17 protein-coding genes are annotated in these 18,271 nt (G+C 72.1%); 14 read left to right on the plus strand and 3 right to left on the minus strand.

Annotated elements, in window-relative coordinates; all coding sequences use genetic code 11:
• The first annotated feature begins 34 nt into the window (after positions 1 to 34).
• The 3 genes from ACWD4O_RS20270 (at position 35) to ACWD4O_RS20280 (ending at position 4,137) form a co-directional block, all read left to right on the plus strand.
• Positions 35 to 1,399 carry an FAD-dependent oxidoreductase gene (locus ACWD4O_RS20270; RefSeq protein ID WP_451281517.1) on the plus strand — a complete coding sequence of 455 codons (1,365 nt, stop codon included), beginning with the start codon at positions 35 to 37 and terminating at the stop codon, positions 1,397 to 1,399.
• Positions 1,400 to 1,463: 64 nt separating this feature from the next.
• Positions 1,464 to 2,429: a DUF1152 domain-containing protein gene (locus ACWD4O_RS20275; RefSeq protein ID WP_451281518.1), complete on the plus strand. Its 966-nt coding sequence runs from the start codon at positions 1,464 to 1,466 to the stop codon at positions 2,427 to 2,429.
• A gap of 127 nt (positions 2,430 to 2,556) precedes the next feature.
• Positions 2,557 to 4,137: a serine hydrolase gene (locus ACWD4O_RS20280; RefSeq protein WP_451281520.1), complete on the plus strand. Its 1,581-nt coding sequence runs from the start codon at positions 2,557 to 2,559 to the stop codon at positions 4,135 to 4,137.
• A 14-nt stretch (positions 4,138 to 4,151) separates the two neighbouring features.
• Here the strand turns inward: ACWD4O_RS20280 and ACWD4O_RS20285 are convergent, their stop codons facing one another.
• Positions 4,152 to 5,846: a serine/threonine-protein kinase gene (locus tag ACWD4O_RS20285; protein ID WP_451281522.1), complete on the minus strand. Its 1,695-nt coding sequence runs from the start codon at positions 5,844 to 5,846 to the stop codon at positions 4,152 to 4,154.
• Positions 5,847 to 6,099: 253 nt separating this feature from the next.
• Between ACWD4O_RS20285 and ACWD4O_RS20290 the strand changes: the two genes are divergently transcribed.
• Complete coding sequence (locus ACWD4O_RS20290) at positions 6,100 to 6,606, plus strand: hypothetical protein (RefSeq protein ID WP_451281524.1); 507 nt, start codon at positions 6,100 to 6,102, stop codon at positions 6,604 to 6,606.
• Positions 6,607 to 6,627: 21 nt separating this feature from the next.
• On the opposite strand, the gene ACWD4O_RS20295 is transcribed toward ACWD4O_RS20290, so the two are convergent.
• The gene (locus ACWD4O_RS20295; RefSeq protein ID WP_451281526.1) at positions 6,628 to 7,116 is read right to left on the minus strand and encodes a roadblock/LC7 domain-containing protein; all 489 of its coding nucleotides are present in this window, start codon (positions 7,114 to 7,116) and stop codon (positions 6,628 to 6,630) included.
• 274 nt (positions 7,117 to 7,390) lie between these two features.
• On the opposite strand from ACWD4O_RS20295, the gene ACWD4O_RS20300 reads away from it, so the two are divergent.
• The 9 genes from ACWD4O_RS20300 (at position 7,391) to tgmB (ending at position 15,587) form a co-directional block, all read left to right on the plus strand.
• On the plus strand, positions 7,391 to 7,966 hold the full coding sequence (locus ACWD4O_RS20300; protein ID WP_451281527.1) for an IS607 family transposase: 576 nt from the start codon (positions 7,391 to 7,393) through the stop codon (positions 7,964 to 7,966).
• Positions 7,963 to 9,420, plus strand: a complete 1,458-nt coding sequence (gene tnpB / locus ACWD4O_RS20305) for an IS607 family element RNA-guided endonuclease TnpB (RefSeq protein WP_451281529.1) — start codon at positions 7,963 to 7,965, stop codon at positions 9,418 to 9,420. Before ACWD4O_RS20300 ends, tnpB begins: the two co-directional genes overlap by 4 nt.
• Positions 9,421 to 9,452: 32 nt before the next feature.
• Positions 9,453 to 9,884, plus strand: coding sequence for a hypothetical protein (locus tag ACWD4O_RS20310; RefSeq protein WP_451281530.1), 432 nt, complete (start codon positions 9,453 to 9,455; stop codon positions 9,882 to 9,884).
• A 155-nt stretch (positions 9,885 to 10,039) separates the two neighbouring features.
• The gene (locus ACWD4O_RS20315) at positions 10,040 to 10,798 is read left to right on the plus strand and encodes a GntR family transcriptional regulator (protein ID WP_451281532.1); all 759 of its coding nucleotides are present in this window, start codon (positions 10,040 to 10,042) and stop codon (positions 10,796 to 10,798) included.
• Between the two features lie 3 nt (positions 10,799 to 10,801).
• Positions 10,802 to 12,079, plus strand: a complete 1,278-nt coding sequence (locus ACWD4O_RS20320) for an MFS transporter (RefSeq protein WP_451281534.1) — start codon at positions 10,802 to 10,804, stop codon at positions 12,077 to 12,079.
• 403 nt (positions 12,080 to 12,482) lie between these two features.
• On the plus strand, positions 12,483 to 13,697 hold the full coding sequence (locus ACWD4O_RS20325) for a hypothetical protein (RefSeq protein ID WP_451281536.1): 1,215 nt from the start codon (positions 12,483 to 12,485) through the stop codon (positions 13,695 to 13,697).
• A gap of 182 nt (positions 13,698 to 13,879) precedes the next feature.
• Positions 13,880 to 14,167, plus strand: coding sequence for a DUF1232 domain-containing protein (locus ACWD4O_RS20330; RefSeq protein WP_451281537.1), 288 nt, complete (start codon positions 13,880 to 13,882; stop codon positions 14,165 to 14,167).
• A 225-nt stretch (positions 14,168 to 14,392) separates the two neighbouring features.
• Positions 14,393 to 14,584, plus strand: coding sequence for a putative ATP-grasp-modified RiPP (gene tgmA / locus ACWD4O_RS20335; RefSeq protein WP_351911565.1), 192 nt, complete (start codon positions 14,393 to 14,395; stop codon positions 14,582 to 14,584).
• Positions 14,585 to 14,600: 16 nt separating this feature from the next.
• Positions 14,601 to 15,587 carry an ATP-grasp ribosomal peptide maturase gene (tgmB, locus tag ACWD4O_RS20340; RefSeq protein WP_451281539.1) on the plus strand — a complete coding sequence of 329 codons (987 nt, stop codon included), beginning with the start codon at positions 14,601 to 14,603 and terminating at the stop codon, positions 15,585 to 15,587.
• Between the two features lie 72 nt (positions 15,588 to 15,659).
• On the opposite strand, the gene ACWD4O_RS20345 is transcribed toward tgmB, so the two are convergent.
• Positions 15,660 to 16,520, minus strand: a complete 861-nt coding sequence (locus ACWD4O_RS20345; protein WP_451281541.1) for an aldo/keto reductase — start codon at positions 16,518 to 16,520, stop codon at positions 15,660 to 15,662.
• Positions 16,521 to 16,829: 309 nt separating this feature from the next.
• On the opposite strand from ACWD4O_RS20345, the gene ACWD4O_RS20350 reads away from it, so the two are divergent.
• Positions 16,830 to 18,194, plus strand: coding sequence for a diaminopimelate decarboxylase (locus tag ACWD4O_RS20350; protein ID WP_451281543.1), 1,365 nt, complete (start codon positions 16,830 to 16,832; stop codon positions 18,192 to 18,194).
• Positions 18,195 to 18,271: the final 77 nt, after the last annotated feature.

The raw sequence follows: 18,271 nt of genomic DNA on the forward strand, positions 1-18,271 counted from the left end.
AGTCGATCTGTCGTCACTCGAAGGGAACCTGATCATGCCCCGCCCCCTGCGGGTAGCCATTGTCGGAGCCGGCCCCGCCGGGATCTACGCCGCCGACGCGCTGCTCAAGTCCGATGTGGCCGCCGAGCCCGGTGTCTCCATCGACCTCTTCGAGCGCATGCCGGCCCCGTTCGGCCTGATCCGCTACGGCGTCGCCCCGGACCACCCGCGCATCAAGGGCATCATCACGGCCCTGCATCAGGTCCTCGACAAGCCGCAGATCCGTCTCTTCGGCAACGTCGACTACCCGACCGACATCAGCCTGGACGATCTGCGCGCCTTCTACGACGCCGTGATCTTCTCGACCGGCGCGACGGCCGACCGCGAGATGACGATCCCGGGCATCGACCTCGACGGCTCCTACGGCGCCGCGGACTTCGTCTCCTGGTACGACGGCCACCCGGACGTGCCGCGCACCTGGCCGCTGCACGCCGAGAAGGTCGCGGTCCTGGGCGTCGGCAACGTCGCGCTCGACGTGGCCCGCGTCCTGGCCAAGACGGCGGACGAACTGCTGCCGACGGAGATACCGGCCAACGTCCACGAGGGCCTGAAGGCCAACAAGGCGCTGGAGGTCCACGTCTTCGGCCGCCGTGGCCCGGCGCAGGCGAAGTTCTCGCCGATGGAGCTGCGGGAGCTGGACCACTCCCCCAACATCGAGGTCGTCGTCGACCCCGAGGACATCGACTACGACGACGGCTCGATCGCGACGCGGCGCGGCAACAAGCAGGCCGACATGGTCGCCAAGACGCTGGAGAACTGGGCGATCCGCGATGTCGGCGACCGCCCGCACAAGCTGTTCCTGCACTTCTTCGAGTCCCCGACGGAGATCCTCGGCGAGGACGGCAAGGTCGTGGGCCTGCGCACCGAGCGCACCGCGCTGGACGGCACCGGCAACGTCAAGGGCACCGGCGAGTTCAAGGACTGGGACGTCACGGCGATCTACCGCGCCGTCGGCTACCTCTCCGACAAGCTGCCCAAGCTGCCCTGGGACCTCGACTCGGGCACGGTCCCGGACGAGGGCGGCCGGGTCATCCAGGAGAGCGGCGAGCACCTCCAGTCCACGTACGTCACGGGCTGGATCCGGCGCGGCCCGGTCGGTCTGATCGGCCACACCAAGGGCGACGCCAACGAGACGGTGTCCAACCTGCTGGCCGACCACGCGAACGGCCGTCTGCACACGCCGGCTTCGCCCGAGCCGCAGGCCGTGGACGCGTTCCTCGCCGAGCGCGAGGTCCGCTTCACCACCTGGGAGGGCTGGTACAAGCTGGACGCCGCCGAGAAGGCGCTGGGCGAGCCGCAGGGCCGCGAGCGCGTGAAGATCGTCGAGCGCGAGGACATGCTGCGGGAGAGCGGCGCGTAACCGCCGCACCGGGGGGCTCGGAAAGGCCTCGGCCGACCGGGCCCCCGCCTGTTAGCTTCCCGGGGTGTTCTCTCTCCACGAGCCTCCCCTCTTCACCCGGCTGCGCGACGCGCGCCGGGTGCTCGTCGCGGGTGCGGGCGGCGGTTTCGACGTGTACGCTGGCCTTCCGCTGGCGCTCGCCCTGCGGTCGGCGGGCAAGGAAGTCCATCTGGCCAACCTCTCCTTCGCCGACCTGTACGGCCTGCCCACCGAGTTCTGGCTGCAGCCGGACGTCGCGGCCGTCGGGCCCGAAGTCCCCGCCCACGGCGACTACTTCCCCGAGCGCACCCTGGCCCGCTGGCTCGACCGGCAGGACCTCCCCGCCACCGTGTACGCCTTCCCGCGCACCGGCGTGGCGCCGCTGCGGGCCGCCTACCGGGCGCTCGTCGACCATCTCGGCGGGGTGGACGCCGTCGTCCTGGTGGACGGCGGCACGGACATCCTGATGCGGGGCGACGAGCACGGTCTGGGCACGCCCGAGGAGGACATGGCCAGCCTGGCGGCCGTGCAGGGCCTCGACGACGTGCCGCAGCGGCTGGTGGCCTGCCTCGGCTTCGGCGTGGACGCCTACCACGGGGTGAACCACTCCCTCGCCCTGGAGAACCTGGCCGCGCTCGACCGCGAGGGCGCCTACCTCGGCGCATTCTCCCTCCCCCGCGACAGCGCGGAGGGCGCGCTCTACCTCGACGCGGTCGCCGACGCCCAGGCCTGCACGCCCGGCCACCCGAGCATCGTCAACGGCTCGGTCGCCGCCGCCGTGCGCGGTGACTTCGGCGATGTGCGCTTCACCGAGCGGACCCGCGACAGCGAGCTGTTCGTGAACCCGCTGATGGCGGTGTACTTCTGCGTAGACGCCGTGGGGCTGGCCCGCCGCAACCTCTACCTGGACCGCCTGGCGGACACCGTCCTCATGCGTCAGATCAGCACCCGCATCGAGGAGTTCCGGGACGGGCTGCCCGTCCTGCGGCAGCCTCGGGCGTTCCCCCACTGAACCGAGTCGGGGCCGGCCGGCACGGACTGTCGGCACGGACTGTCGGCACGGACTGTCGGCACGACGGCACACCGTGTGGCCGCCGCTCAGCAGGACACCCTTCGCGGTGAGGCGTTGAATGGTCGGTATGAGTGTTCGACGCGGGACGCGGCACCGCCGAGGGAGGCTCCGGGCGGCGGCCCTGGCGCTGGCGCCGCTCCTCGTCGTCCCGGGCGCACTCGCCGCCGCTCCGCCGCCCCAGCCGCCTCCGCAGCTGACCGGGTCGGAGGTGGACGCGGCCGTCGGCAAGCTCGACTCCCTCGTGCGGGCCGGGATGGACCGCACGGGCGTGCCCGGGGTCGCCGTCGGCGTCGTGTACAAGGACAAGGTCGTCTACCTGAAGGGCTTCGGCGTCCGGCACGCCGGGCGGTCCGCGCAGATCGACCCGGACACGGTGTTCGAGCTCGCGTCGCTGTCCAAGCCGCTGACGTCGACCGTCATCGCCGGATCGGTGGGCGACAAGACCATCGGCTGGGACGACCCCGTGGCCGGCCGGCTGCCCGGCTTCGCCCTCAAGGACCCCTGGGTCACACGGCAGGTGACGGTGGCCGACCTGCTCTCCCACCGCAGCGGCCTGCCCGACCACGCGGGCGACCTGCTGGAGGACCTCGGCTACGACCGCACCTACATCCTGAACCACCTGCGGTACGAGCCGCTCACCCCGTTCCGCGCCTCGTACGCCTACACCAACTACGGGCCGACGGCGGCCGGGCAGGCGGTCGCCGACGCCGCGGGCACGACCTGGGAGAAGCTCGCCGAGGACACCCTCTACAAGCCCGCCGGAATGGACTCCAGCAGCTATCTCTTCGCCGACTACCAGGCCGCGAAGAACCGGGCCGACGTGCACGTCCAGGCCGCCGACGGCGTCTGGAAGGCCCAGTACGTGCGCGACGCCGACGCCCAGGCCCCGGCGGGCGGCGCCAGTTCCTCGGCCCGTGACATGTCCCGCTGGCTGCGCCTGCAGCTGGCGAACGGCAAGCTCGACGGCGAGCAGATCATCCCGGCCGAGCAGCTCGAACACACCCACGTCCCCGCGATCGTCTCCCAGCCCCCGCCGGCGCCTGCGGGCCGCACCGGCTTCTACGGCCTCGGCTGGAACGTGAGCTACGACGACCTCGGCCGGCTGCGCCTGAGCCACTCGGGCGCCTTCGCGCTCGGCGCGAACACCAACGTGACGATGCTTCCCGGCGAGGAACTGGGCATCGTGGTCCTCACCAACGGCAAGCCCGTCGGTCTCGCCGACTCCATCGCGCAGAACTTCTTCGACACCGCCGAGCACGGGAAGCCCACGACCGACTGGCTCGACCTGATCGGGAAGGTCTACGCGCAGCAGGAGGACGCGGAGCGCTCGCCCACCGACTACTCCGAGCCGCCCGCCGACGCGGCCGCGGCCCGCCCCGACGCCGCCTACACCGGGACGTACGCCAACCGCTACTACGGTCCGCTGACGGTCTCCGTGTCGGGCGGCGAACTGACCATGCGGCTGGGCCCGAAGCCGACGACGTTCCGGCTGACCCACTACGACGGGGACACCTTCAGCTTCGCGACCGTCGGCGAGAACGCCGTCGGGCTGTCCGGCGTCACCTTCCGGGGCGACCGGGACGGCAAGGCGACACAGGTGACCGTGGAGGCCTTCGACGAGAACGGACTCGGCGTCTTCAGCCGCTGACGGAAGGAACCGGGTCAGCCGTCGTCGCGGGGGTGGGTCTCTATCACCCGACCGTGCACATCGGCCTCGATCCAGGCGCTGCCGTAGTCGTCGGACAGGTAGACGCTCATCGACGGATCACTGTCGAAAATGGTGGAGGCGGGGCTGATCGACAGGTAGCGCGCCGTGGGCTCCGCGATGTTGAGGGTGGTGTCGGCCTTGGCCAGCAGCGCGGGCACGGCGTCCCAGTCGAAGATGCCGAGGTCGACGGGGACCGCTCCCCTCATGATCGTGCCGCCCGGTCCGTCCTTCACCGCGACGTCCCCGCCCCGGTAGGTGTACCGGTCGTAGAGCTTGGGGTGGCCGGGGACCGGGGCGTTGGCCATGGCGTACTCCCCGTACACGGTGAAGCTGGTGACCTTCGTGGTCCCCATGGCCGCGGTCAGCTTCGCGACGGCCGTCTTGACGCCGTCCGCGTCGAGCAGGTCGACCTTCTCCGCGGAGACTCCGCCGGAGGAGGCCCCGGACGATCCGGACGATCCGGACGTCTGCTTCGCGCTGGGCGAGACCGAGGCACTCGCCGACGCCGTGCCGCCGGCGCCACTGCCGCTGCCGCTGCTCCGGTCGTCGGTCTTCGTCTGCGGGAGCAGCGACCAGACCAGGGTGCCCGTCAGCGCTGTGGCGACGACGGCTCCGGTGACGGCCATGACACGGGCCCGGCGCGCTCGTGGCGGGGAGCCGGCGTTCGGGGCGGTGGTGAGGTGGGGGTGCGGGGCGGGCGTCACATCGGCGACGGCCGCCGCCGCGGGCGGGAAGAGCGGGTAGGACGTCGGCGTCGCGGCGTGTCCGGCGGTCTCCGGCGTCGACGACTGCGGCTGCGGCTGCGGCCGGCCGTCGATCACGGCCGCGAGCATCCGGTCGACCTCCGCCGCCTCGGGGCGGGCCTGCGGGTCCCGGACGAGCAGTGCCGTCAGGACGCCGGTGAGCGGACCGGCGCGGACCGGCGCGGGAACGTCCTCGCCGAGCACGGCGGCCAGCGTGGCGAGCGTGCTCTCCCGGCGCAGCGGATGGTGGCCCTCCACGGCGACGTACAGCAGCATCGCCAGCGACCAGAGGTCGGCGGCGGGACCGCCCTCCTTGCCCCTGACCCGTTCCGGGGCCATGAAGTCGGGCGAGCCGATGACGGCGCCGGTGGCGGTGAGACTGGCGGACTCCCGGATCGCGGCGATGCCGAAGTCGGTGAGCACGGGCCGTCCGTCGGGGCGCAGCAGGACGTTGGCGGGTTTCACATCGCGGTGTTCGATGCCGACGGCGTGCGCGGCGCGCAGCGCGGACAGCACCTCGCGCCCCAGCCGTGCGGCCTCGATCGGGGTCATCGGGCCCTGCTGGAGCCGGTCCTGGAGCGAACCGCCCTTGACCAGCTCCATCACGATCCACGGATACGTGTGCTCGCCGCCGTCGACGATGTGATGGATGGTGACGACGTTGGGGTGGTGGACGCGGGCCAGCGCGCGGGCCTCCCGCAGGACGCGCTCCCGCAGGGTGCGGGCGCCCTCGGGGTCGTATTCGGCCAGGTCCGGGTCCGGGGGCCGGACCTCCTTCACGGCCACGTCCCGGTGCAGCGCCAGATCGTGGGCCCGCCACACCAGGCCCATGCCTCCGCCGCCGAGTCGCTTCACCAGTTCGAAACGGCCGTCGACGACGCGTCTGTGGGGTCCCCCTGTGCTCATGGGAGGGAGCTTAGGGGTACCGACCGACAGCCGGTGTGTCGGCCAGAGGGGGCACACCGCGAATGGTCCGCGGGGCCACGGGCATGCTGTGAACGAGGTCACATCCGGTGGGCCGTACCGGGCCTGCCTGGCCGTGCCTGGCCGTGCCGGAACCCGGACCGCTCCCCACTCGCACCCCCGCTCGCACCCCGCTCGCTCACTTCCCTCCCCTCTCCCTCCCCTCTGCCCACGAAGGACAAGTGCTTTGGCTCTTATGCACCCTGACGCCCCCTCGCCCTCGGCCCGCCGCCCGGGCCGCTGCTGGACGATCCGTGTGGTCGGGCACCGGGACCGCACTGCCTCGGTCACCTGCTCCTCGGCGTGCGCGATGCCGCCGCGCTCGCGGGACCTGCCGGCCCTGCGCCGCTTCGCGGTGGCCCACGCGGCCGCGCACGCCAAGGCGGCCGCGGTGCATCCCGACGCCGCCTGCTGGTGCCGCCGCCAGCGGTGCGCGCTGCACGAGGGCGCCCGGGTGACCTGCGCGGGCGCGGTCGTCCTCGTGCTGCGGCACGACCCGGCGGTCGGCCAGGTGTGGACGCTCAGCGAAGTCTGCTCGGCGTGCGCCGCGTCGCTGCCTCACGCGCGCGTGCTGAGCCGGTCCGCTCCGCCGCGCCCCCGGGTCGCGGAGGCGAGGCCCCCGGCCGTGGGGCCGCGGCGCCTCGTCCCCGGCGGCTTCAGCGCGCCCTCGGCGGAGGCGGAGGCGGAGGACGGCGCGGCGTGACGGGCTCCGGGTGCGGCTGGCTCAGCGCTCGCGCCGGGACTGCGGCGGGATACGGATGGGCAGGGCCCCGAGGAGTCGTTCGCGGGCCGGCGGCGGGGTGGGCTCGCCGTCTGCGCCGACGGGCCGGTCGTCCGTGAACCGGGCGGCCGCCACCAGTTCGGCGATGCGCGCACCGCTGCGCCGCCCCTCCAGGTGCAGCCGTCCGACGTTGGCCCGGTCGTCGGCGAGCAGGGTCAGAACGGCGCTCGGTCCGGCCGCGTACGTCGCGAGGTAGCCGTCGGCTCCGCGCACCAACAGCTCGCGGAACTCGCCGCGGGCCGCGAGGTCGACCATGCGGCTGCCGACGCCGAGCGCCGCCGCGGTGAGCGCGGCCAGCCCTTCCGGCTGTACGTCCGGCATGTCCTGGGCGAGGACGAGACCGTCCACGCTGGCCGCCAACGCCCCCGTCAGCTGCGGCATACGGGCGCGCAGCCGGTGCAGTTCGTGCAGAACCTCGGCCTCGACGGCCATGACCGGTGTCCCTTCGGCGCGTTGTCGTGCCTCCGAGGCTGAGGCTACGGAAAACAACGGCCGGAATCCATGACTTTGGCATTTTCCAAAGGAACATGCTGCACAGCGTGCAGTGATCCCAACCCGCGTACGGAGCAGTCGAGTTGATGGTTGCGTGACCGCCGCGGAGGTTTCATGCCGGCCGCATCACCGAGGCCGGGTGGGTGAGAGCTGCTACAAATTTTCTACTCATTCATAGTCATTTCTAGTCATGTGTCTCACGTACTTTGGTCTCGTGAAGCTTTCGGAGTGGGCCCGTCAGCAGGGCGTGAGTTACCAGACCGCCTGGCGGTGGGTGAAGGACGGGAAGATGCCCGTCCCGGTCCGCCAGGCGCCGTCCGGGACGTGGCTGGTCGACGAGGTCGCCGTCCAGCCGTCCGGGCGTGTGGTGGCGTACTGCCGTGTCTCGTCCGCTGACCGGAAGGCCGACCTTGAGCGGCAGGCCGCCCGGGTCGTGTCCGGCGCGAACGGGCTCGGTCTGGCTGTCTCCGAGGTTGTCACCGAGGTCGGCTCGGGGCTGAACGGGCAGCGCCGCAAGCTGCACCGGGTGCTGTCCGACCCGCAAGCGGCGGTGATCGTGGTCGAGCACCGCGACCGGCTGGCCCGGTTCGGCGTCGAGCACCTCGAAGCCGTGCTGTCGGTGTCCGGGCGCCGGCTGGTCGTCCTTGAACCCACCGAGACCGCTGACGACCTGGTGTGCGACATCACCGAGGTACTCACCTCGATGTGCGCGCGCCGGTACGGGCGCCGCGCGGCGAAGAACCGCGCCGCCCGCGCGGTGGCCGTGGCGACCGGCGAGGCCGCCGAGTGAAGAAGTTCCAGCCGCAGCCGGGGTTCGTGGTGCAGGCGTTCCGGTTCGCGCTGGACCCGAACGCCGTGCAGGATGCCGCGCTGCGCTCGCACTGCGGTGCGGCGCGTGCCGCCTACAACTGGGCGGTGGGCTGGGTGTCGGCGTCGTGGTGGCAGCGCCGCGCGGAGGAGTCCTACGGCATCGCCGAGGCACAGCTGACCCAGTGGCGGCCGTGGTCGCTGCCGTCGCTGCGGAAGGCGTTCAACGCCGCCAAGCACATCGATCCGAGGTTCGTGGCCTGGTGGGAGGCCAACTCCAAGGAGGCGTACTCCATCGGGCTGGCCAACGCGTCCGCCGCGTTCGACAACTACGCGAAGTCCAAGCAGGGCAAACGGCGCGGTAAGCGGATAGGCGCGCCGCGGTTCAAGTCGAAGCGGAAGGCGCGCCTTGCCTGCCGGTTCACCACCGGCACGATCCGCGTCGAGCGCGATGGTCGGCATGTGACGCTGCCCCGGCTGGGCACACTCCGCACCCACGAACCCGCCGTCGAGCTCCTCAACCACATGAACGCGGGCACGGCTCGGATCCTGTCCGCCACGGTGCGCCACGAACGCGGACGCTGGTTCGTCTCCTTCCAGGCCGAGGTCAAGCGCGACCTCGAACGCGTGGCCCGCCCGGACGTGGCGGTCGGCATCGACCTCGGGGTGAAAACCCTCGCGGTCATGGCCGACAGCACTGGCGAGATCCGCACCGTTGCGAATCCCGGGCACTACGACGCCGCGCGCAACCAGTTGCGCCCCGCCTCCCGCGTCGTCTCCCGACGCCAGGGCCCCGACCGCAGGACCGGACGCAAGCCGTCGAAGCGGTGGGAGAAAGCCAACGCCGCCCGCAACCGCGTGCACCACCGGGTGGCGAACCTCCGCGAAGACGCCCTGCACAAGCTCACCACGGGCGTCGCGGCCGAGTACGGCACCGTCGTGGTCGAAGACCTCAACGTCGCCGGCATGCTCCGCAACCGGCGCCTGGCCCGCCGGATCGCCGACGCCGGATTCGGCGAGATCCGCCGCCAGCTCACCTACAAGACCCACCAGCGCCACGCCACCCGCATGATGGTGGCCGACCGCTGGTACCCGTCCTCGAAGACCTGCTCCGGATGCGGCGCGGTGAAAGCCAAGCTGCCGCTGCACGTCCGGACGTACGAATGCGACGCCTGCGGCCTGGTCATCGACCGGGACGACAACGCCGCACTCAACCTCGCCGCACTCGCGGCAGCCGTAGTAGCTGGTACCGGAGTGGCCGGAGACCAGGACACCACCTCGGTGGCGTCGAAGCCTCGTGGAGCCGACCAGAAGACCCGCGCCGCCCGCCCCCGCCGCAAGGCGGAGGCGGGGCGGGCAGGTGGCGCAATCCTGCCGCACCAGCGGCAGACAGAAGCGAGAGACCGTCCTCAAGCCGAGTCCCTGACGCTCTGGTGACGAGACGGACCTTTCGGGCCGAAATGCCCGGAGTGCTGAGACCTGACTACGGTCTCGGCAACGGATGGGCTCCTACGCCGAGCCCCAACGCCACGGACGACGTGCTGGGCATCATCGGCGAACCCGGATGGGAGATCGCGGGCTCACGCGACTACGTCAAGTACGCGAGCGGTGTGGGCTACGCCTGTGTGCGCACCCTCAAGGCCCCGCACCCCGGCGAACCGGGCGGCGGCAGCATGGACATCGACGTCGGCGAGTGCCTGGAGGCCTCGGACACGGGAGAGAAGTACGAGGAGGTCCCCTGCGAAGGCGCGGAGACCGCCCCCGACGGCAAGATCGTCGACACGACGGACGCACACGGCAAATGCCCACGCCCGGACGACACGGTAGTGGTAAGGAACTCACTCGGCTTCAGCCTCCTGGACGGCCTGGGGTACTGCTTGCGCGCTTACACGCAACCGTGAAGCGGAACTGTGCAGAACCGTGAGGACGACCGACCTGCGTCGGCGGGGCGCACCGAGCGTATTTCTACTCCAGCAGCTTTCCGGGGGTGAAGTAGCTTGCCGACGTCGCCGTCAGTCACCCGCTGCCCCGCAGCAGAGCCCCCGGAGAGTCGCCCATGCCCCGAGAGGCGCCGTACCTTGCCGTGGCCGACTCGCTGCGCGCACGGATCCTCGCGGGAGAGTGGGCGGTCGGCGAGCGACTGCCGTCCCGGGCGCGGCTCGCCGAGGAGTACGGGGTCGGGCGCAACGTCACGCACAGAGCCGTGGACCGCTTGATGTCCAGCGGCCTCCTAGAAGGACGCGCGGGATCCGGCACCTACGTCCGGACGCCGCACGAGCGACTGCGAATGGTCCGCTCACGACACCGCCGGAGCCGGGGCGGCCTCCCTTCCCGCGTCGGCATGGAGGAGCGGGGCGGGGCCAACGCCTGGGATTCGCACAGCCAGGCGCGCGTCCCCGCCCCCGAGGCGATCGCCGAGCGGCTCGCGATCGGTCCCGGAGACCTCTGCGTCACCACGCACTACGAATTCCTCGCCGACGGCCGACCCGTCCAACTCTCCGCGTCCTGGGAGCCGATGGCCATCACGGACGGAACACCGATCGTACTGCCCGAGAGGGGCCCTCTCGCGGGAAAGGGGGTGGTCGAGCGCATGCGCTCCATCGGCGTGGACGTCGAGACCGTGGTCGAGCTTCCGCGCCCGGCCCGGGCCACCCAGGCACAGGCGAATCTGCTGGGGATCAGCGTCGGGGACCTGGTGCTCCAGATCGAGCGGACCATCTACGACACCGACGGCCGTCCGGTGGAGACCGCCGACATCGTCATCGCGGACGTACGCCGGGAAGTGGCCTACGAGTTCGTGGTCGACAGGCCGTAGCCGTTGAAACGAGCGGAGCGACCTTTCCCCATCCGGCTCGGACTCCTGCGTGATCCGGACTTCGGGCGTCTGTTCGCCGCCACGGCGCTCGGCCAGTTGGGCGATCGCATCATCTTTCTGGCGTTGCCGCTGGTCGCCATCATGGCCCTGGACGCGGACGAACTTCAGGTCGGAGCGCTGACCGCGCTGACCACGGCGGGCTCGCTCCTGGTCGGGCTACCGGCGGGCGCATGGGTGGACCGCATGCGGAAACGGTCGGTGATGATCAGCACCGATCTCGCGAGGGCGCTGGTCCTCCTGACGATTCCGACGGCGTGGTGGGCAGACCTGCTGACCATCTGGTGGCTCTACGCCGTCGCCCTGGTCCACGGCGTGCTGACCGTGTTCTTCGATGTCGCGTACGTCAGCTGCCTGCCGCACTTGGTGGGCCGTGGAAATCTCGTCGAGGGGAACTCGATGCTTTCCGCCATCCGTTCGGTGACGAGCATCGGCGGACCCGCGGTGGCCGGTCCGCTGGTCGGCTGGGTCGGAGCCCCCGCAACGCTCTTGGCGAGTTCTGCGGGGATGGCCGCATCGGGCCTGCTGGCCATCGGCATCCGCACGCACGAACAGAAGCCGGAGCCGGAGCCGTGGGAGGGCCCGCGCGGGCATCCGCTGCTGCTTCGGGAGATCACGGAGGGCTTGCAGTTCGTCCTCACGCAGCCGGTGCTGCGCGCGACCGTGCTGGGGGACGCGATATTCAACCTCTTTCTGGTCATGTACCAGACCATGCTGCTGGTCTTTCTGGAGCGGGAACTGGGGCTCGACTCCTTCGGCATCGGCCTCATGCTGTCGGGGATGGGCTGTGGCGCCCTGCTCGGCGCTCTCTCGGCGACGAGGCTCTCGCGGCGGGTCGGACCCGGTCCGGTCATCTGGCTCGCGCCGCTGGTCACCTGTCCGTCGACAGCCCTGATGCCGTTGGCGCGCCCCGGCTGGAGCGTGTGCGTCGCGGCGATCGGCCTCGCGGCGCTCTCGCTGGGCGGAGTCGTCCGCGTCGTGGCCCAGTCGAGCGTCCAGCAGGCCCTCACGCCGGATCGGCTCCTGGGCCGGATGAGCGCGACAGCCCGCTGCGTGTCCTGGGGCGGCCTTCCGCTGGGCGCGCTCCTGGGCGGGGCGTCGGGCACCGTGTTCGGAGCGACGACGACCTTGTGGATCGGCGCGGTCGGCATGACGGTGAGCTTCCTCCCGAACTGCCTGTCACCGCTGCGCACCATGCGCGTACTGCCTGCGGACGACGCCTGAGCGAGGCAGTGTTGCACCCGCCCGATCCCTCGGCCCCGAGCCGCCCTCGCCGCGGACACGGCGGCGGGCTGGCGAGTCGGGCGCGGACAGGGACCGCCCCGACGCGGATGGTGGGCGGGCCCTGTCCGCCGGGTCCGATTCTCGGGTCCCGGAGCCCGGCGGGCCCATGAGTGCGGGCCCGCCGACCGTGGTGAACGGCGCGCACCCCGTACGGGCGACGCACACCCGTACGCGATCCCGGGGATCCGGACGCGTGGCGGGCCTCGCGTCGGGGAAGGCGCACCTCGACGGGGCGTCTTCGGCGCCCGCGCCGCCGACCCGCTTGATCGCGCACGCCTCGCGGCGCGCGATACTGGCATGCGTACCTCGCCGCCATGTCGTCGCCGCCCTCACGAATGGACTCATGCACATCTCCGCGACCGTTCCGTCCACGGCTCCCGCCACGGTGTGGCAGTCCCGTGGCCGCCACACCGGCCCCACCGCGCCGGACGTCCTGCGCAAGAACCTCCAGGCCCTGAAGGTCGCCGAGACCGTCCAGGACTTCATGGAGCTGCCCGACGCCGACACCCCCGAGGGGGCGACGGCCTTCGAAGCCCGGTGGCTGGTGGCGGACGATGTGACCGTCCGTGCCCGGCTCACCCTCGCCGAGTGGTCGGGCCAGGGCCAGGAATGGACGCTGACCGCGGAGGCGGAGCAGCCGTGGGATCTGCGCTGGCCGTCGCCCGCCGGCATGTTCTGGCCCTGGGAGGCGGACGCGGCGTGGGGGCACGAGACCGTCACCGGTGAGCGCTACCTGCGTACCAACCCGCTCCCCGCGGACGAGAAGGAGCTGCGGCGCACGCTCCGCAACGCCCTGCGCGACGCCTGGACCGTCCATGTCGTCGTCCACGAGGCCATGACGCCGGACGAGCGGGGCCGGCGGTCGCTGGTCCCGCTGCTGCCGCCCGGGCTGCATCACCGGGTCGTCGAGCACCGGGCCGCCCCGCACCAGCTGCGCACCGTGAACTGGGCTCTCAAGGAGTCCGGGGTGGAGGTGCCGCGCGGCGGTGCGCTGGTGCTGCCCGGCGCTCCGGCTCCGGCCGACTACGACGTCGCCGACTTCTCGGTGCGCAGCGTGTTCCTGGACGGCACGCATCCCACCGAACTGCTCGACGCGGTGCGCCGCTTCGCCGCCCTGCCCCAGCCGCTGCCGGAGGGCGCCGAGGCCGCGCTCACCGAACTGCGCGAGCAGTGGCAGCTGCTGACGCTGGAGGAGGAGCTGGCGCGCGAGCGCAAGCTGGTGGTGATGTACAAGGAGGCGCTGGAGGCGATGACGGAGTCCCGGGACCTGTACCGGGAGGCCGCCGAGCACGCCCACGAGGCGCTGGCCGCTTTCCGGGAGGCGGCCGCCGAGGTCGGTGAGTTCCGGCAGGCGCCGGCCAGGAAGAGCGGCTCGCCCTTCCAGCAGCTGGGCCGGACGCTGGAGCGGCTCAAGGAGACGACCATGGGTCTGCGCCCGGCGTCGACGACGTCCTCCGCCGCCCCGCCGGCCGACCCGCCGGAACCCGCGGACACCGCCTCGGACGCCGCCTCGGACGCCGGAGCCGGCGCCGGCGAGCCGAGGACGAGCGAACGGTAGAACCCCGGCGGGCAGCCGCCCCGGACGGCGCGAGCGCGACGCCGCCGATCCCGCGTAGGACGCGCAGGACGCGTCCAATGCGGTAATCCCGCCGGAAACGGGAATTCGGAACCCCGAAGCGGGGAAATCGTCAGAGAGACAAACAGAGCAGACGCCGCGCGACGGACCATATGGGAGGGCCCGTGGATGCGCCAACCAAGCTCGTCGTCGTCGCGGCGGTGATCGCCGCCGTCCTGTTCGCCGTGGCCGCCACGGTGCTGGTGCGTCTGGTCCGGGCCCGCCGGGGCCTCAGACGGGCGGGACTGCCCACCGGCCCGCGCTGGGTGTTCTGGGGGGCGGTCGCGTACTTCGTGCTTCCGGCCGACGCGCTCCCCGACCCCGTCTACCTCGACGACATCGGCGTCCTCCTGCTGGCCCTGCGTTCGCTGCGCCGAGCCCCTGAGAACGCCCCGACCCAGGCTCCCGACTGACGTTCTCCGAAGCCGATTTCAACCCTGCCCGAGCCCGATCTCCCCTGCTCCGCGCCCTGGTCGAGGCCCAACTCCCCGATGATCACGGAGAGTAAGGAAACCAACCACCCGTTCGATTCGTATAAGTGACTGAAGGACGCACACATCCAGCAGCACTGAAGCGGGCCCGAGTGACGTCGCACAGCGGCACCGCTTGATCGAGGCAGTACCGACGAGGGAGAGACGATGCAACCGTTCACGCTCAACTACGCACGCCCTGCGGCCGAGTTGGAGTTCGCCACTCCGTACGCCTATGACCCCGGACTGCAGTTGAACGTGACTCTCGACGGCCGGATCGCCGCTCGTGATCACGCTCTGCTGAGAGAACTCGGGACCACGACCTCGACTGCGGGCTCCAAGACCCACTTCGACGACTGAACACGGACCGACGAAAATGACCGTGCTCATTCTGACCTGTGAAGAGGACGTCACGGCGGACATGGTGGTCGTGCACCTGAACGCCGCGGGCGTCCCGGTCGTCCGACTCGATCCCGCCGATCTGACCTGTTCCGTCGCGCTCTCCGGCGAGTACGTGCACGGAGCCTTCCGGGGCCATCTGTCGTCCGCCGGGCGGCTGGTGAGCCTCGACGGCGTCAGGTCGGTGTGGGTCCGCCGGCCGGGCTCCCCCGCGGCCAAGGCGCCCGAACCGTCCGCGTGGCTCACGGAGGAGGCCTCGCAGGCGCTGTACGGCATGCTCCGCGGTACCGGCACGCGCTGGATGAACCACCCGGACGCGTCCCTGCGGGCCCGGCACAAGCCCTGGCAGCTCCGGCTCGCGCAGCGCAGCGGCCTGCCCGTGCCGGCCACCCTCATCACCACGTTCCCGCAGGCGGCCCGCGAGTTCGCGGACCGCTATCCGGATCTGGTGGTCAAGCCGGTGTCCGGGGCGCACCCGCAGGATCCGCCGCGTGCCGTGCCCACCACCAGGGTCCCGGCGGACGCCGACTTCGCCACGGTCGCCTACGGTCCGACGCTGCTGCAGCGCCGGGTGGCGAAGCGGGCGGACATCCGGCTGACCGCGGTCGGCGACCGTCTCCTGGCCGCCCGCAAGGAGACGGCCCCCGGAAGCGACCCGGAGGTGGTGGACGTGCGCTTCTCGCCGTCCACCACCCCGTGGCGCCCCGTCGACGTCCCGCCGCGCCTCGCCGAGGCCGTGCGGAGGTATCTGCGGGAGGCCGAACTGGCCTACGGCGCCTTCGACTTCGCGGAGGACACCGACGGGACCTGGTGGTTCCTGGAGTGCAACCAGTCCGGACAGTTCGGCTTCGTGGAGGTGGACACCGGCCAGCCGATCGCCCGCACCATCGCGGAGTGGCTGGCCGGGTCGCCCCCGGAACGCGCCGCCCGGCGAACCGACCGGTGCGGCTCGGCGGCCGGCTGAGACACCTGGGTTCCTGGCCGTCCTCGGACGGCCAGGGACAGTCCGCTCTCCGATTTCCCGGCGGGCACCCGCTCAGACGGCGGCGTCCAGCTCCGCGAGTTCGCCGGCGGTCAGGACGAGGTCCGTCGCGGCGAGGGAGTCGAGGATCGTCCCGGGACGGCTCGCGCCGGGAATGGGCACCACCACCGGCGACCTGGCGAGCATCCAGGCCAGGCAGACCCGCTGCGGGCTGACCCCGTGGGCCTCGGCCACATGGGCGAACGGCGCGTAGGAGGAGCCCAGTTCGCGGGCCCGGGCGATGCCGCCGAGCGGGCTCCACGGCAGGAACGCGATGCCGAGCTCGTCGCACAGACGCAGTTCGGGCTCACTGGAGCGGAAGGCCGGGGAGAACTGGTTCTGCACGGCGACGAGCCGGCCGCCGAGGATGTCGTTCGCCTGCCTGATCTGCTCGGGGTCGGCGTTGGAGACGCCGGCCGCGCGGATCTTGCCCTCGTCCAGCAGTTCGCGCACCGCGCCGACGGACTCCGCGTACGGGATCCGCGGGTCGGGGCGGTGGAACTGGTAGAGGTCGATCGCCTCCACCCCGAGCCGGCGCAGCGAGGCCTCGCAGGCCGCCTTGAGGTGCTCGGGGCTGCCGTCCAGGGTCCAACTGCCGTCGCCGGGGCGCAGATGGCCGCCCTTGGTGGCGACCAGGACGTCCCCGCCCCGGTCGTGGGAGGCGAGGGCCTTGGCGATCAGGGTCTCGTTGTGGCCGACCTCGTCGGCGCCGAGGTGGTAGGCGTCCGCGGTGTCGATCAGCGTCACGCCGGCGTCCAGCGCGGCATGGATCGTGGCCAGGGAGCGGGCTTCGTCCGGGCGTCCCTCGATCGACATGGGCATGGCGCCCAGACCGATCGCGCTGACGTCCTGGTCACCGATGCGGCGGGTCTGCATGGGCTCGCGACCTCTTTCGGAGTGCGGCTGCGGGCGGGCGAGGGGAAGTCCGGTGCACCGGAAGGCGAGGGCGGAACACCGGAGGTCCTCCAGCCTGACCCCGCCGTCGGCCGCGGGTCCAACGCGAGAAAGCGATTGCAGTCAGCAGCACGGCCGCTCAATCGCCGGGAGCGCGTCGTGCGGAGCCTGGCGGCGTAGGGTTCCGGCCGTTCTGTGCCGTCCCCCGAGGACGAATGCCCGGCGCGGGGCCAGTCTGGAAGTGTCACCTGCCGCGGTGACGGCGCCTACTCGCCCGAAGGAGACCAGGACGTGCCGCTTCCCGCCGAGAACCATCACAGCGACGCCACGCCCGTCACGACCGTCGCGCTCGCCGTCCGTCAGGCCGTCGCGGACGGGCTGATCGGGGAGGACCGGCCGGTGGCCGGGTTCGTCGACGTACGGGGCGTGCGCGACACCGTCGCCGGGCTGCACGAGGCGTTCGCGCAGGTGCCGGACGTGCTGCACGCCTTCGCCGCCAAGGCCTGTGCGCTGGTGCCCGTGCTGCGGCTGCTCGCCGACGCCGGGATGGGCTGCGAGGTGGCCGGCCCGGGCGAGCTGCGGCTGGCGCTGGACGCGGGGTTCGCCCCGGCGCGCATCGTGCTGGACTCGCCGGCCAAGACCCGCCGGGAGATCCGCGAGGCCCTCGCCCTGGGCGTCGCGCTCAACGCGGACAACCTCGACGAGCTCGACCGGATCGACGCGCTGCGCCCCGCGGACTGCGCGTCCGTGCTCGGGCTGCGGGTCAATCCCCAGGTCGGCGGCGGATCCATCGGGGCGATGAGCACGGCGACGGCGACCTCCAAGTTCGGCGTGGCGCTGCGCGACCCGGGGGCCCGCGCGCGGGTCGTCGAGGCCTTCGCGCGACGCCCGTGGCTGACCCGGCTGCACGCGCACGTGGGCTCGCAGGGCTGCCCGCTGTCCCTGATCGCGGCGGGCCTCGCGGCGACGCACCGGCTCGCCGAGGAGATCAACGCCCACGTCGGGCGCCGCCAGGTGACCAGCCTGGACCTGGGCGGCGGGCTGCCGGTGAACTTCGCCGACGACACGGTCACGCCGACCTACGCCGAGTACGTCGCCGCGCTCACGGCGGCCGAGCCCGCGCTGCTGGACGGCCGCTACCAGGTGGTCACCGAGTTCGGCCGCTCCCTGATCGCCAAGAACGGCTTCACGGCGGCCCTCGTCGAGTACGTGAAGGACGCGGGCGGCCGCCGGGTCGCGCTCACCCACGCGGGCGGGCAGGTGGCCACCCGTACGGTCTTCATGCCGGAGGCCTGGCCGTTGCGGGTGTCCGCGTTCGGGCCGGACGGCACGCCCAAGCGGACACCCCTCCTACGGCAGGACGTCGCCGGGCCGCTCTGCTTCGCCGGGGACGTCGTGGCCCACGACCGGCCGCTGCCGGAGCTCGCCGAGGGGGACCTGGTCGTGCTGCACGACACCGGCGGCTACTACTTCTCGGCACACTGGTCGTACAACAGCCTGCCCAGGCCCGCCGTCTACGGCTATCTGCTCGACGGCGGTCACGTCACGTTCGCCACCGTCCGGCCCGCGCAGACGGTGCGGGAGATCTCCCAGGAGAGCGGTCTGGCCGAGGCGGACGCCCTGCTCACGGGCTTCACCGCGGCGGCCCGCCCCTGAGACGGGGCTGTCCAGGGCGTCGCTGCCTGTGCGAGGCTCGCCCACGGCAGAGATCACTTGAATGTTGGACAGCAGCA

The sequence above is a fragment of the Streptomyces sp. NPDC002623 genome (assembly GCF_053592635.1).

Coding starts and splice junctions, on each gene's coding strand:
- ACWD4O_RS20295 (WP_451281526.1), bottom strand. CDS start 7,116: ATGGCCGTCGAGGCCGAGGTTCTGCACGAACTGCACCGGCTGCGCGCC.
- ACWD4O_RS20325 (WP_451281536.1), top strand. CDS start 12,483: ATGCACATCTCCGCGACCGTTCCGTCCACGGCTCCCGCCACGGTGTGG.
- tgmB (WP_451281539.1), top strand. CDS start 14,601: ATGACCGTGCTCATTCTGACCTGTGAAGAGGACGTCACGGCGGACATG.
- ACWD4O_RS20270 (WP_451281517.1), top strand. CDS start 35: ATGCCCCGCCCCCTGCGGGTAGCCATTGTCGGAGCCGGCCCCGCCGGG.
- ACWD4O_RS20315 (WP_451281532.1), top strand. CDS start 10,040: ATGCCCCGAGAGGCGCCGTACCTTGCCGTGGCCGACTCGCTGCGCGCA.
- ACWD4O_RS20290 (WP_451281524.1), top strand. CDS start 6,100: ATGCACCCTGACGCCCCCTCGCCCTCGGCCCGCCGCCCGGGCCGCTGC.
- ACWD4O_RS20280 (WP_451281520.1), top strand. CDS start 2,557: ATGAGTGTTCGACGCGGGACGCGGCACCGCCGAGGGAGGCTCCGGGCG.
- tgmA (WP_351911565.1), top strand. CDS start 14,393: ATGCAACCGTTCACGCTCAACTACGCACGCCCTGCGGCCGAGTTGGAG.
- ACWD4O_RS20285 (WP_451281522.1), bottom strand. CDS start 5,846: ATGAGCACAGGGGGACCCCACAGACGCGTCGTCGACGGCCGTTTCGAA.
- ACWD4O_RS20345 (WP_451281541.1), bottom strand. CDS start 16,520: ATGCAGACCCGCCGCATCGGTGACCAGGACGTCAGCGCGATCGGTCTG.